We start from the raw sequence: 13,739 nt of genomic DNA, 5'->3' as shown, positions 1-13,739 counted from the left end.
TCTAACCAAGATAGGATGAGCAATAGAAAATGGTAACTTTACCTAGTGCGCGCAGAGACGAGATTGTAAACATATTAAAATCAAAAGATTATGCAGAGATATCCTACTTAAGTCAAAAATTCTCTGTTTCAGAAATGACTATTCGTAGGGATATAGATAAATTGGAGAAGGAAGGAAAAGTATTAAAAGTTTATGGCGGGGTTCGGCTGAAAGAAATCCGGGAAAAAGAATATGAAGGATCCATTGAGGAGAGGAAAGGCCGAAATAGTTTTGAGAAAAAGCTCATCGCTTTGGAGGCAGTAAAATTCATAGAAGATGGAGACGTCATTGCTTTTGATGCGAGCACAACCGCTTTGGAATTGAGCCGTCATATCAAATTCAAGAAAAAGGTGACGGTAGTTACGAACAATATCAATATAGCGGTTGAGTTATCCAGTGATCCGGATATAACAATCATATTACTCGGAGGGTTTCTAAGAAGGACATCCCTTTCAGTGTTCGGCTCTTCAATCTCCAAGTATTTGGAATCTATATACATTGATAAGGCATTCATCTCCTGCAAATCTTTAAATTTTAATGATGGAGTTACAGACAGCCTCATTGATGAAGGGGAAGCGAAGCAAGCCATTATTATGCGCTCCACCTATCTATATTTATTGGCGGACCATACTAAAATAAATACAATTGCTTTCTTTAAAATTTGCCCGGCAGAAAGTGTAAATACGTTAATTACAGATGAAGTTGTTCCTTTTAACAAGGAACAGCAAAAATGTCTAGAACAATACCGGGAAAATGGTACAAACGTAATCATAGCAAAACAATCCAATTAAATATTTGTATAGGGAGGCCGCCCAATTGATTATGGAACAAGAGAGGCGGGACATCGTCGAATACTGTAACAGACTGTTGTCCAGCGGTCTAACAAAAGGTACAGGAGGTAACATCAGTATCTTTAATCGACAGAAGCAATTGATGGCTATTAGTCCCAGTGGAATTGAGTATAACACGATGAGGCCTGAAGATGTTGTGGTTCTTGACCTGGAGAATCGGATCATTGATAGTCAACGAAAGCCCTCAAGTGAGTTAGAGATGCATTCGATCTTTTATAGAAAGCGTACAGATATAAATGCTGTTGTACATACACATTCTGTATTTGCCAAAACTCTTTCTGCGCTGAGATGGAGTCTTCCCGCAGTGTCATATCTTGTGGCTTATGCTGGAAAAAATGTCAGGTGTGCCGAATACGCCAGCTTTGGAACAAAAGAACTTGCAGAGAATGCCTTTAAAGCAATGGATAACAGAAAAGCGGTTCTTTTGGCAAATCATGGCCTATTGACCGGAGCACATGACATTAAGAATGCTTTTAATATTGCGGAGGAAATTGAATTTTGCGCAGAAGTATACTATCGTGCCAAATCAATCGGGGACCCCGTAATATTGGAGGATGAAGAGATGATGCATATGGAAGAAAAATTTAAAACATATGGCCAAAAGTAAATAGCTGTGTATTAAAGACCGTAGAAGAACTATGTTTCCTTTACGGTTTTTAATATGTTTATTGAACTATATATTTACGCTTCGCTCGGGAATTATACAGGCGTACCTCGGATTTTGGATAAATCACAAGCATTATAACCCTAAAAAGCCATGAATTGCCCCAAAAGACAGATAATCCTGTAATTTGATGAATATAAAAACTTTTCTAAAAAGATAATCTTTGTTATAGTTAGCATAATCATGAAAACACTTGCAAATTGAAGAGGGGGAGTCTGATTCGTGGGAGTAAAGAAAAGAAGTCTTTGGGGAATTTTGTTGCTTGCTTTGATGTTTGTGCTGGCTGCTTGCGGCGGTGGAGGGTCTAAAAGTACAGGCGGCGGTTCTGACAGCGCCGGCAATGAAAGCGGAAGCAGCGGAGACGGAGGTTTGAAAGATACATATACAGTTGCAAGCGATACTTCTTTCGTACCTTTTGAGTTTAAAGAAAAAGGCGAGTATGTCGGATTTGATATCGACTTGATCAATGCGATTGCTGATGAAGTCGGCTTTGAAATCAAGCTGGAAACGACAAACTTTGATGGTATCATCCCTGGTTTGCAGACTGGGTCTTTTGATATTGCCATTGCAGGAATCACGATTACGGATGAGCGTAAGAAGACGGTTGATTTCAGTGACCCATATTATGATGCAGGGCTCAGGATCGGTGTTGCCGTTGACAATGATGATATTAACAGTATTGAAGACTTGAAGGGAAAAACGGTTGCAACGAGGCTCGGATCTACAAGTGCCGATTATATTAAAGAGAATATTGAGGGAGCGAAAGCCAGCCAGTTCGAGCAATTGGATCAGGCGTATCTGGCTGTTGAAAATGGAAGTGCCGACGCCATCCTCTATGACTCTCCGAATGTAGCTTACTATATCCAGACCAAAGGGAAAGACAGCCTGAAGATGGTCGGCGAGCTGTATCAGGCTGAGCAATACGGCATTGCCTTCGCTAAAGGCCAGGATGAACTTGTGAGCAAGGTCAACGAAGCCTTGTCCACGTTAAAAGAGAATGGAAAATATGATGAAATCTATGAAAAATGGTTTGGTGAAAAACCTGAATAAGCTGTGAGCCTGCAAGGAAAGGGTGTAACCGACTTTTGTTACACCCTTTTATTCATAGAAATACATAAGAGGTGAAGCAATGATTGGCAGATTTGATTGGGCAGGTGTCATCGAATTCCTGCCGGATTTGACAAAAGGATTGTATTATACACTGCTCATTTCAGTTGTCGGGCTTTTAATCGGTTTTGCTTTGGGGGCCCTCTTCGGCATTGGACGAGTAGCCAAGAATAAGATTTTTTATATGATCTCCACTGTGTACGTTGAGGTGATCCGCGGTACTCCTGTGCTTGTCCAGGCGATCTGGATATTCTTTGCTCTTCCTTTGATCATCGGAAAAAACCTTGATTCCATTACAGCAGGGATTATCGTGATCGCGGTTAATTCAGGGGCGTATATTGCCGAAATTGTCCGGGGTGCGGTTCAATCGATCGATAAAGGCCAGATGGAGGCCGGACGGTCTCTTGGGCTGAACCATCAGCAGACGATGCTCCATATCATTTGGCCGCAGGCATTTAAAAGGATGATCCCGCCGCTTGGAAACCAATTCATCATCAGTATCAAGGACACGTCCTTACTGTCTGTCATTCTCGTGCCCGAACTGATTTTCCAAGGGCGCTTAATTGCAGCCAACCACTTTAATGCGGTGGAAATTTATACGACGGTGGCACTCTTTTATTTAGTCATCACCTTCAGTTTATCGATGATTTTACGCTTTTTTGAAAGAAGGTTGGAAACGTAAATGATACAAGTCAACAATTTGCATAAAAAATTCGGAGAGCTTGAGGTGTTAAGGGGAATTACGTGTAAGGTCGAGCCGCAGGAAGTGGTCTGCGTCATCGGGCCGAGCGGATCCGGTAAAAGCACCTTTCTCCGCTGTTTGAACATGCTTGAGGAAATGACAGACGGAGATGTTGTGATCAATGGTCATCACTTGAACGACCCGAAAACAGATATTAATGTGGTTCGTACAGAAGTGGGAATGGTTTTTCAGCAGTTTAACCTTTTTCCCCATAAGACGGTTTTGGAAAACATCACGTTGGCGCCGAAAAAAATACGGAAAATCAATAATGAGGAAGCAAAAGCACTCGGCGTGGAACTGCTGGAAAAAGTCGGGCTTTCCGATAAGGCAAACAGTTACCCAAGGCAATTGTCAGGGGGACAGCAGCAGCGGGTGGCAATTGCCCGTGCGCTTGCAATGCAGCCGAAAGTCATGCTGTTCGATGAGCCGACTTCAGCTCTTGACCCCGAACTCGTTGGGGAAGTGCTTGAAGTCATGAAGCAGCTGGCGCTTGAAGGCATGACAATGGTGGTTGTCACCCATGAAATGGGATTCGCCAGGGAAGTGGCCGACCGCGTCATATTTATGGATGGCGGCGTCATTGTTGAAGAAGATGTTCCGTCCCAAATTTTTACGGATCCCAAATCAGATCGAACCAAGGCGTTTTTAAATAAAGTTTTGTAGGAGAAGCTCCTGCTTATTCGTTCCTGTTAAAAAAAGTATAAAATTTGGATGAAGCATCTATATGGAATGATGATGTGATATGTCCAGCTTCAGGCGCCAACGGCGCAAGGATCAAGCCAGCAAGGAAGCTTATTCAGGAGGAATGTGCTCCTGCGGCACAGCCTACTCGAGGAAGCTAAGTTCACCTCGTCGCAAAGCTGCATGAAGCCTCTCAGGGATGCTTTACACGATGTGATTTAATTTAGCTGCTTTGCTATGGTGGCTGAAAAGCTCCCTCATCAAAATTCGGCTTGTGCTTGTCGCCTGAGGCTGCGCGCCTTGCGCTTTTCTTAAAAACTTTCCGCTTATACAAGCTGATAAAGGGGAATAGATAAGGAAAGTTTGAACGAAAAGGAGCTTTTTATCAACTAGCCGAGAATACTCGCGACTTCAGTCGTGCAGATGAATCGGCTTCGGTCAAGGCATGCCTTTTAGGTATGTTAGCTGACCGACATATATCAATCTTATGATTATTATCAACCCCAATATAATAGGACTTTGATGAATGCATATGTTACAATATTATTGAGGTGCTTGTCATGTCTGAAATAAAATAAGGCCGCGGATACGTCTACGCCATTCAGTATCATCTTGTTTGGTGTGTGAAGTACCGCCATGACGTTTTGGTCGGCAAAATCGATGCCGATGTTAAACAATTACTCTATCAGATTGCTGAAAAACATGACTTTTCCATTCTTGAAATGGTATCAGATAAAGATCACATCCATTTACTTATCGAGTGTTAACCACAGCGCTATATTCCAGTTGTGAAAGCATTGAAAGGGGTATCTGCCCGACTGCTTTTTAAACTCCATCCTGCACTCAAAAATCGTCTATGGGGTGGCCATTTGTGGAATCCCAGTTATTTTGTCGCCACTAACAGTGAAAATACGGAACAGCAGATCAGGCAATATATTCAGTCCCAGAAAAAGAAATGAGGTGTGTGGAGTGCTCCGGCACAAAGCGTATAAGTTTCGCATCTACCCAAATCAGGAACAGGAAATCCTCATCTCCAAGACCATTGGCTGCGCCAGGTTCGTCTATAATCATTTCCTTCAACTATGGAACACGTCATATGCTGAGACTGGTAAAGGATTGTCCTACCACAAATGTTCTGCCATGCTCCCCATGATGAAAGTCGAAGAAGAAACCAGTTGGCTGCAGGAAGTCGACAGCATCGCCCTTCAATCCTCATTGAAAAACCTCGCCGATTCGTTCACCCGATTTTTTAACAAACAAAATGGAAAGCCACAGTTCAAAAGTAAAAAATACCCTGTCCAATCGTATACAACAAAATATGTAAATGATAATATCGCCGTTAATGGGAACCTGCTGAAACTGCCCAAACTGGGACAGGTGAAGTTCGCGAATAGCCAGGACGTTTCCGGACGCATCCTCCGCGCAACTATCCGGAAATATCCAAGCGGAAAATATTTTGTCTCCCTTCTTTGTGAAGAGAAGATAGCCGAATTTCCCAAAACCAATTCCTCCATCGGAATAGACCTGGGAATTTTGGATTTCGCCGTTTTTTCAGATGGCCGTAAAGTGGATAATCACCGATTCACTGCCAAAATGGAAAAGAAATTAAAGCGTGAACAGCGTAAATTGTCCCGTCGTGCCCTTCTTGCGAAAAAGAAAGGCATCGACCTTCTTGAGGCAAAGAATTATCAGAAGCAGAGAAGAAAAGTGGCCAGAATGCATGAAAAAGTAATGAACCAGCGCACCGATTTCTTAAATAAGCTGAGTACAGACGTAATCAAAAACCACGACACGATCTGTATGGAGGACTTGAACACAAAAGGGATGATGAAAAACCGCAAGCTGGCGAAAAGTATATCCGATGTATCCTGGTCCAGATTTGTGAAACAGCTGGAATACAAAGCCAAATGGTATGGGAAAAAGGTGATCAAAATTGACAGATGGTATCCATCCAGCCAAATCTGTTCTGCATGCGGCCATCAAGCTGGCAGGCACCCCCTCAGCGTGAGAGAATGGATTTGTCCTTTCTGCCATTCTTGCCATGACCGGGATGTCAACGCCAGCATAAATATCCTGAAGGAAGGGCTGAGACAACTGTCCCTGACATAAAAACAAGAACAAGAAAACCGCAGGTACTGCGGGGTTAGCTTGGTATATAAGAGTAACCGCTGATGGCAGTGTATGCCGCTGCCATCAAGTATGCTCTGTTCCCAAGAATCTCGTGACTTCAGTCATGAGAGGTTCAACAAAAAGGGAAATCGTCTATTCCGCGGAGACATTCATCATGGCCGCTGGCGTGTATGTGAAGCGGATTTTTTAATTCATAAAAATACGATGGTGTCCTTTTTGCCAAGAGCTTATTTCCGGGAAAAGCCGTTTGTGCACATATCCAAGGAAAAGCAGGCCTTTGCCTGGGTATTGAAAAAACTGAAATGACCAGGCCAGCAGCGGTTGCTTCTGGCCTTTTCCTTATTTGACGAGATTGTGAATGGAACTCCTCTTTTTAATACCTAGGGACTAGGAAGAAGTGTCCAGTTCCCGCCTGTCGTGCTATGATGTATGTATCGAAATAGACAATGAAGGAAGTTTTATATAGAGATTCATCAAGTGTGGAGGAGGAGAAGAATATGGGTAAGGCGGGCTTGGCGGTTGAAGAGGTGTCGAAGCTTCATCTTCATAATTTTGAATTGGCCGATCAGACAGATTTGGAGCAAGTTTTGAAGGAATTGGCCGATATCAAATATGCGTTGGACCAGTCTTCGATTGTTGCAATCACTGATCAGAAGGGAAAAATACTTTATGTCAACGACTTGCTTTGTAAAATATCAAAGTACAGCCGCGATGAGTTGGTCGGGCAGGATCACCGGATTCTCAATTCCCATTATCATTCAAAGGAATTTTTCAAGGAAATGTGGGCGACCATTGGCAATGGACATGTCTGGGAAGGGGAAATACGCAATAGGGCAAAAGATGGTTCGTTTTATTGGGTGGATACGACGATTGTCCCTTTTTTAAATGAAAAAGGTAAACCTTACCGTTATATTGCGATTCGGAATGATATCACTGCGCGGAAAGAAATGGAAGAGGAAATCAGAAGAAGTGAAGAAAGATACCGTCTGATCACCGAAAATTCTTCTGACCTCATATCGACATTAGATGCGGGAGGGTGCTTTCAGTACATATCCCCATCCCATGAATCATTGCTGGGATATAGCTTGGAAGACATGAAAAGCGGAACTATTTTTGATTTGATTCATGAAGCCGACCGGAATGAACTGAAGGAAGAAATAGAACAGCTTTGGGAAAAGAAGAAAATTGCTTCCCAGCTTGAGTTTCGTTTGAAAACCAGTTCCGGAAAATATATTTACGCAGAAGCCAAGATGAATTCGATTTTGAATGAGATGGGGCATGTGAGAAAGGTCATGCTTGTCACAAGGGATATAACCGAACGGAAAAAATCGGAACAGAAAATATATCATCTGGCGTTCCATGACACGCTGACAGATCTGCCAAACCGGCGCTTGTTTATGAATGAGCTGCAAAAAACGATTGCAAAGGCAAAGAAATCTTCGAAAGTGGCAGCTATGTTTATTGATTTGGACCGCTTCAAATATGTGAATGATTCCTGGGGACACGATACAGGCGATTATATTCTCATGGAAGCGGCACACCGCATCAAACAATCACTCCGCTCAACAGACTTTGTCGCTAGACTTGGCGGGGATGAATTTACGGTTCTTCTTGGCAATGTCGAAAATGAAGCGGACGTAGAATCGCTGGCAGAAAGAATTCAAAAGGGCTTTAAGGAGCCGGTTCACATTCCAGGGAAAGAAATTTTCCTTTCCTGCAGCATAGGAATCGCGATATACCCTGATCATGGAAAAAATGCCGATGAATTATTAAAACGGGCCGACACCGCCCTTTATGCGGTAAAAGAACGTGGAAGAAGCGGCTACGCCCTCTTTAACGCTGATATGGAAGAGAAATCCTTAGAGCGAATCTTGCTGGAAATTGAATTGAGAAAAGCCGTGGAGCTTGAGCAATTTTATTTGGATTACCAGCCGAAGCTTGACTTCTCCAAAGGGACGCTGATCGGCATGGAGGCGCTCGTCCGCTGGCATCACCCTGATCTTGGCAGGATACCGCCAAACAAATTCATTCCGATTGCGGAAGAAACGGGCTTGATCATCCCGATTGGAGAGTGGGTGCTTCGCGAAGCCTGCAAACAGAATAGAAAATGGCAGGAAATGGGTTTCCCGCCTGTCTCAGTATCTGTAAATGTTTCAGTCCGGCAACTTGAACAAGCGGATATGCTCCGGCAGGTGATTGAAGTGTTGAACGAAACTGGCCTTGACCCGAAATGGCTGGAGCTCGAGGTTACCGAAAGCGTCTTTGCCGATCTTGAAAACGCCGCGGCCATTTTGGAGGATATCCGGGGCTTTGGCGTTCAGATTTCCGTGGATGATTTCGGGACTGGCTATAGTACATTCAGTTATGTTAAACAACTGCCCGTTGATACGATCAAAATCGACTCTTCTTTCATAAGGGATATCCATAAAAACGTTGAAAGCAAAGCGATTGTCAATGCCATTTTGACCCTTGCCGAAACTTTGGATATCAATGTGATCGCTGAAGGGGTTGAAACTTCTGAACAGCTTGAACTGCTGAACAGCGGCGGCTGTATTCAGGGACAGGGCTATCTGTTCAGCAAGCCGGTATCCAATGAACTGTTTGAAAAGTATTTTCACAATACCGATTTGCTGTTACCGCAGGAAGTCTCCTGATAAAGGAAAGTGCGATTTGATGCACTTTTCTTTTTTACAGAGTAAGAGTATAAGATTTTTTAGCTTTAAAATTTTGAACAAAGCCTTTTGTTGTCTAGCTCCAGCGCCTATCGACTAGCAGACTTCGCACCTCCTCCTACGATAAGTCAACATCGGCTCGTTCCTCGCCGTGTTTCCTTTATCTCCTCGGAGGCACTCCAGTCTGTACGTCGATGGGCAAGGCGCTTGCGCTTTTCTTAGTTGATTTTTCCTTTGTTTTTTCGTGGAAAAAAAGTGTATCTTCCCCTTCCCTGTTTGTAGCTTTTTCGCAGCCTTGCCGGCTTTATTTTGTTCTAAATTCATATCTTGTCCCATATTCTATTGTAGGAAAGCATGGCAAAGGGGAAGATCGCATGCGAAAAAAGACGAAAGTCACTTTTTTTATCATCGGCACCACACTCATATTTTTGATTGTCCAATATCAATTCATTCCGCGGGATTCATTTGATACATGGAATCTGCCATTGACCGGAAAAATAATATACCTGGACCCAGGGCACGGCGGCCCCGATGGTGGGGCCGGCGACAGCGAAGCGCTTGAGAAGGATATCGCCCTTGAAGTAGCCATGAAGCTGCGGGATTATCTGCAGAGCCAAGGGGCGCTCGTTTTGATGACAAGGGAAGCCGACAAAGATTTGGCAGATCCGGAGATAAAGGGGCTCAGCAGGAGGAAAACGGCCGATTTGAAGAAACGTCTGGAATTGGTCAATGAATCAGAAGCGGATCTATTCATAAGCATCCATTTGAATTCAATCCCTTCCCCGAGGTGGAGAGGTGCGCAGACCTTCTATTCACCCCATTTGGCGGAAAATAAGCGTGCGGCGAAATTGATCCAGGAAGAACTGGTCGTAAGCCTTGAGAATACGGATCGAAAAGCCAAAATCATCGAAAATATATATTTAATCAAGCACTCCAAGAAGCCGGGCGCCTTAGTTGAAATTGGCTTTTTATCGAACCCGGGAGAGCGTGCCTCTTTAATGGAAGAAGACTATCAGGAAAAAGTGGCAGCGGCCATCTACCGGGGGGTCATGAGGTATTTTACGAAGGAAAAATTAAAAGACTAAGGGTAATGCCTTGGGCAAATCAAATGTTATAGCAGAGCGTCTTTTCCTAGAAAACAACTTGAATATGTTATACTGGATCATAGGTGCAAATCGATAAAAGGGGTGCAAAAATGTTTACTGAACAACAGGCGTTCGACATTCTTAAAGAATTAAAGGATCCGCTTTTACATAAGACGTTAGAGGAAACGAATGGAGTTGCAGAAATTAAGGTCAAGGAGGAAAAGGAGCACGTAAGTGTAAAAATCGCTTTGGCCAAGACCGGAACCCCGGAACAGATGCAGCTCCAATCCCAAATTGTGCAGCTTTTAAAAGAGGCAGGCGCTGCTACGGTCGGAATCCGATTCACAGAGCTGCCGGAAGAAGAGCTGGAGAAACACCGTGCAGCCGGCGATCTTCCGGATGAGACGGCGGGAGGCCTTCTTTCACCCGACAGCAAAACAACGTTCATCGCGATTGCCAGCGGAAAAGGCGGCGTAGGAAAATCAACCGTTTCCGTCAACCTGGCTGTTGCTTTGGCACGCCTTGGCAAAAAGGTCGGGCTTGTCGATGCGGACATTTACGGATTCAGTGTTCCGGATATGATGGGAATTACGGAGCGTCCGGTTGTCAGAGGGAAAAAGATCCTGCCGGTGGACCGGTTTGGCGTGAAGGTCATTTCCATGGCGTTCTTCGTGGAAGACAATGCCCCGGTGATCTGGCGCGGGCCGATGCTGGGAAAAATGCTCAACAACTTCTTTACGGAAGTGGAATGGGGAGATTTGGACTTCCTGCTGCTTGACCTCCCTCCGGGAACGGGAGATGTAGCGCTTGATGTCCATACAATGCTGCCGAGCACAAAGGAAATCATCGTGACGACACCGCATCCGACCGCAGCTTTTGTTGCAGCACGTGCCGGGGCGATGGCCCTTCGCACGAATCATGAAATTTTGGGCGTCATTGAAAATATGTCTTATTTTGAAAGCAAGCTGACAGGCGAGAAGGAATATGTTTTTGGACAAGGCGGAGGGGAGAAGCTTGCCGAAGAGCTTCGCACAGAGCTGCTTGGAAAGCTGCCGCTTCAGCAGCCTGATTGGAATGAAGAGGATTTCGCGCCGTCCATTTACGATGAATCACATAAGCTGGGGCAGATTTATCAAAGTATTGCAGAAAAAGTTGTTCGTGCGTTGGAAAAATAAATTAGAGTTTTAGCGGGTGGCAATTGTTTGATGGATGGGTAGCATAACAACCATGAATAAAAGCAGGATTCCAAACCATGAAAATATGCGCTCAGTTGTTCTGCCACCTTTTATATATTAATAAAAGCAGGTGGAGTCAAATTTATTCCACCTGCTTCGTTTAATATTTAGGCTACTTGGAGTCTGGAAATAATATGCATGGATATCTAAATTGGGAAAATTACCTTTCTCGGCAAATCCGGCTTCCAAGCTTATTCATTCTTCTTTTCGTCCATTTCTTCTATTTTCTTCAATCCTTCTTCTTCAAACTTTTTATACTGTTTAACGCCGCTGTCTGAGCTTTCTCTGAAGGCCTTGCTTCCTTCTTCCGAAGCATATTTGTATTTTTCGCTTCCATATTCCGAAATAAGGAAATAGACTTCTGAAATGGGATGGCTGACTTCATCGAACCTTTGCTTTAAATAGAGCTGTGCCTTCTCCATTCTTTGTTTTTCCCGGATCACCTTGTCTACGATGCTATTTTTTGTATCAATGGCGAGCTGTTCCTTTTCCTGTCGCGTTTGGATCGACTGCTGTTTTCCTTCTTCTCTCCATTTAATCCATTCCTTCTTAATCTCTTCGTATTGGGTTCTCATATATTCTTTCAGGTCACGCTCGGAGTGAACATACGTAAACTCCCCATTGCCTGCACTGGCCACTTCTTTCAGCAGTTTTTGCCCTTCGTTGTCCACATCAAAACCGATGATATTCACAACGGTTTCGATGTCATCGGACACCAAATCTTTGGCGGCTTTGACAGGATCTCCGCCGCATGTTTCGATGCCGTCGCTTACTACGTATACGACCACATCATCGGCATCTTTCGGAATATCTTCTTTCACTTTTTCAAGGGCAAGCCCAATCGGTGTCCAGCCGGCAGGCTTTACTTGCTCAAGAGCTGAGCGGAATTTCCCGCTGTCAAAAGTATCGTTATAAAAAGTTTCCGAACTGCTGCATGACAATTTCTTGTCCGCATCGCTTCCGGACCCTTTATGGCCATACACCCGCATGGATATGGTTGCTTCTTCCGGAACCTGTTCCGCAAACTCAAGCACAGCCTCTTTGGCGGCTTCCATACGTGTTTTATTTCCCACTGTTGCCTTCATGCTTCCGCTGGCATCAATCAAAATGGCAAAATGTGCCTTCCTTAATGCAGGGGCGTCCACAGATTCATCGGGCCGGTCAATACTCACTTCAACATTGGGATCAAAGTGAAGGAGGGTTTCCAGCTCTTTGTGATAGTCTTCTGTAAAAAGATATTTAAGTTCGTCTGCATATTGTTCCGGCGTCAAATTGTCCGGCAACTGGTCAAGAGTTTCTTTTACTTTGTCTTCATCATACTTGTCGCCGCTGTATATACCCGGGTAGCGAAGCAGCTCTTTTTCCAGGTCAGTCAGTTCCCGGCCTGGATCTTTAATATCGTAATACTTCACTTCTTTTGGCTGATATTCTTCCTCAGGCTGGGCGGATGTTTCTGCTTCTTCTGCCTGTTTTTCAGGAGCTGCCGATTGTTTTTCCTCTTTTTCAGCCGAACTGCATCCTCCGAGCAGAAAAGCTAAAACGAACAATGCAAACCAATATCTCTTCATCAAATTCAACTCTCTTTTTTAGTATCTCATCAAATGATATATGAAGACTTTACCGAACATCAATAAAACGCGGGCAGAATAGTGCTTTTTTCACAGATATATGGGAGGGGCAGGGAGAATATTAATTCATTGCCGAAAAAAATGTATAATTGTATAACGAAAAATGGTTCCAACCATCAAAATTTCGATGATTGGAACCATTTTTTATCTTTTCTGCCCAAAGACTCCCTCTTCAGTCGTGTGATTGGCGAAGCCCACGACAAGAGGTGCTTATTTTTCCTCATCCCCGCCGCCTTTATCGCCTTTTTTTTCGGAGGCGGCTTTTTTGGCTATTTCCTCCAGCTTGGCTTTGTAAAGCGGGCTTTCAAGTGTATCCGTTACCACTTCGCGCATTTGCTCCCTGAACTCTTTGCTTTTGAGCGCTTGCGACAAATCTTTTTGAAAGACGGGGTCTTTCAAAATATCCATGACCATTCCTTGGTATTCGGGGTCTTTCATTAATGATTTCAATAGTTCTTCATTTTCCTTTTTCATGCTTTTGGCCATAGTTTCGGCAAACTTCGGGTCTTCAAGAGATCTCTTCCAGAAATCTTGCCCTTTTTCCGATATAAGTGTTTTTTCGACTGTATCTTTGACAACGGCTTGATCCATAACGAGCTGTTGTTTGATTTCTTCATCTGCCATAATGTCTTTGACAGCTTTTTTTCCTTCATCCGATTTTAAAATATCCACCATCATTTTTTTCGTCTGGTCATAGTCGGGCTGTCCGGCATCAATATCTTTTCCGCCGCATGCGGCAATCAGCAATGAGCAGACGAGGAGCAGCAGGAGGATTCCCTTCTTCATAAAAAACGCTCCTTTCCTAATGTTTCACCTAATTTTAATATGGGACTTTGTGAAGAATTTATGCACATTTACGCGGGCAATGGCTTTTTTGAAGAAAGGTTGATAAAATCGGGTAGACA

General features: G+C 43.9%; 11 protein-coding genes and 1 pseudogene. 10 read left to right on the top strand and 2 right to left on the bottom strand.

The window, feature by feature from the left end:
- The first annotated feature begins 29 nt into the window (after positions 1–29).
- From FS666_RS04615 to FS666_RS04565, 10 genes and pseudogenes are all read left to right on the top strand, one after another.
- Positions 30–830, top strand: a complete 801-nt coding sequence (locus tag FS666_RS04615; protein WP_120069998.1) for a DeoR/GlpR family DNA-binding transcription regulator — start codon at positions 30–32, stop codon at positions 828–830.
- Positions 831–855: 25 nt separating this feature from the next.
- Positions 856–1,497, top strand: coding sequence for an L-fuculose-phosphate aldolase (locus tag FS666_RS04610; RefSeq protein ID WP_120070001.1), 642 nt, complete (start codon positions 856–858; stop codon positions 1,495–1,497).
- Positions 1,498–1,824: 327 nt separating this feature from the next.
- Positions 1,825–2,604 (top strand): glutamine ABC transporter substrate-binding protein, encoded by a 780-nt coding sequence (locus tag FS666_RS04605; protein ID WP_164876277.1) that lies wholly within the window; start codon positions 1,825–1,827, stop codon positions 2,602–2,604.
- A 79-nt stretch (positions 2,605–2,683) separates the two neighbouring features.
- A complete protein-coding gene (locus FS666_RS04600) occupies positions 2,684–3,343 on the top strand; it encodes an amino acid ABC transporter permease (RefSeq protein WP_120070007.1) in 660 nt (219 codons plus the stop codon).
- The gene (locus FS666_RS04595; RefSeq protein WP_144460787.1) at positions 3,344–4,066 is read left to right on the top strand and encodes an amino acid ABC transporter ATP-binding protein; all 723 of its coding nucleotides are present in this window, start codon (positions 3,344–3,346) and stop codon (positions 4,064–4,066) included. It abuts the gene before it with no gap.
- A 596-nt stretch (positions 4,067–4,662) separates the two neighbouring features.
- Positions 4,663–5,043: pseudogene (gene tnpA / locus FS666_RS04590) on the top strand (IS200/IS605 family transposase); the annotation flags it as partial.
- A gap of 10 nt (positions 5,044–5,053) precedes the next feature.
- Entirely contained in the window at positions 5,054–6,193 is a 1,140-nt protein-coding gene (gene tnpB / locus FS666_RS04585) for an IS200/IS605 family element RNA-guided endonuclease TnpB (protein WP_144460788.1), read from the top strand.
- A gap of 518 nt (positions 6,194–6,711) precedes the next feature.
- Positions 6,712–8,868, top strand: coding sequence for a sensor domain-containing protein (locus FS666_RS04575; RefSeq protein WP_144460790.1), 2,157 nt, complete (start codon positions 6,712–6,714; stop codon positions 8,866–8,868).
- A gap of 392 nt (positions 8,869–9,260) precedes the next feature.
- Entirely contained in the window at positions 9,261–9,971 is a 711-nt protein-coding gene (gene cwlD, locus FS666_RS04570) for an N-acetylmuramoyl-L-alanine amidase CwlD (protein ID WP_120070250.1), read from the top strand.
- Between the two features lie 110 nt (positions 9,972–10,081).
- Entirely contained in the window at positions 10,082–11,146 is a 1,065-nt protein-coding gene (locus FS666_RS04565; RefSeq protein ID WP_120070019.1) for an iron-sulfur carrier protein/transcriptional regulator SalA, read from the top strand.
- 251 nt (positions 11,147–11,397) lie between these two features.
- On the opposite strand, the gene FS666_RS04560 is transcribed toward FS666_RS04565, so the two are convergent.
- Together FS666_RS04560 and gerD are read right to left on the bottom strand one after the other, a co-directional pair.
- Entirely contained in the window at positions 11,398–12,774 is a 1,377-nt protein-coding gene (locus tag FS666_RS04560; protein WP_144460791.1) for a vWA domain-containing protein, read from the bottom strand.
- A 270-nt stretch (positions 12,775–13,044) separates the two neighbouring features.
- On the bottom strand, positions 13,045–13,620 hold the full coding sequence (gene gerD / locus FS666_RS04555; RefSeq protein ID WP_144460792.1) for a spore germination lipoprotein GerD: 576 nt from the start codon (positions 13,618–13,620) through the stop codon (positions 13,045–13,047).
- Positions 13,621–13,739 lie beyond the last annotated feature (119 nt).

Origin of the sequence: Siminovitchia fortis, assembly GCF_007681465.1 — a bacterium.
Taxonomy (GTDB): Bacteria; Bacillota; Bacilli; order Bacillales; family Bacillaceae_C; genus Siminovitchia; species Siminovitchia fortis.
Note: the sequence above shows the minus strand (reverse complement) of the source record. Positions and strands in the feature narration are given on the sequence as shown.

Coding starts and splice junctions, on each gene's coding strand:
- FS666_RS04615 (WP_120069998.1), top strand. CDS start 30: ATGGTAACTTTACCTAGTGCGCGCAGAGACGAGATTGTAAACATATTA.
- FS666_RS04605 (WP_164876277.1), top strand. CDS start 1,825: ATGTTTGTGCTGGCTGCTTGCGGCGGTGGAGGGTCTAAAAGTACAGGC.
- FS666_RS04600 (WP_120070007.1), top strand. CDS start 2,684: ATGATTGGCAGATTTGATTGGGCAGGTGTCATCGAATTCCTGCCGGAT.
- FS666_RS04595 (WP_144460787.1), top strand. CDS start 3,344: ATGATACAAGTCAACAATTTGCATAAAAAATTCGGAGAGCTTGAGGTG.
- FS666_RS04575 (WP_144460790.1), top strand. CDS start 6,712: ATGGGTAAGGCGGGCTTGGCGGTTGAAGAGGTGTCGAAGCTTCATCTT.
- cwlD (WP_120070250.1), top strand. CDS start 9,261: ATGCGAAAAAAGACGAAAGTCACTTTTTTTATCATCGGCACCACACTC.
- FS666_RS04565 (WP_120070019.1), top strand. CDS start 10,082: ATGTTTACTGAACAACAGGCGTTCGACATTCTTAAAGAATTAAAGGAT.
- FS666_RS04560 (WP_144460791.1), bottom strand. CDS start 12,774: ATGAAGAGATATTGGTTTGCATTGTTCGTTTTAGCTTTTCTGCTCGGA.
- gerD (WP_144460792.1), bottom strand. CDS start 13,620: ATGAAGAAGGGAATCCTCCTGCTGCTCCTCGTCTGCTCATTGCTGATT.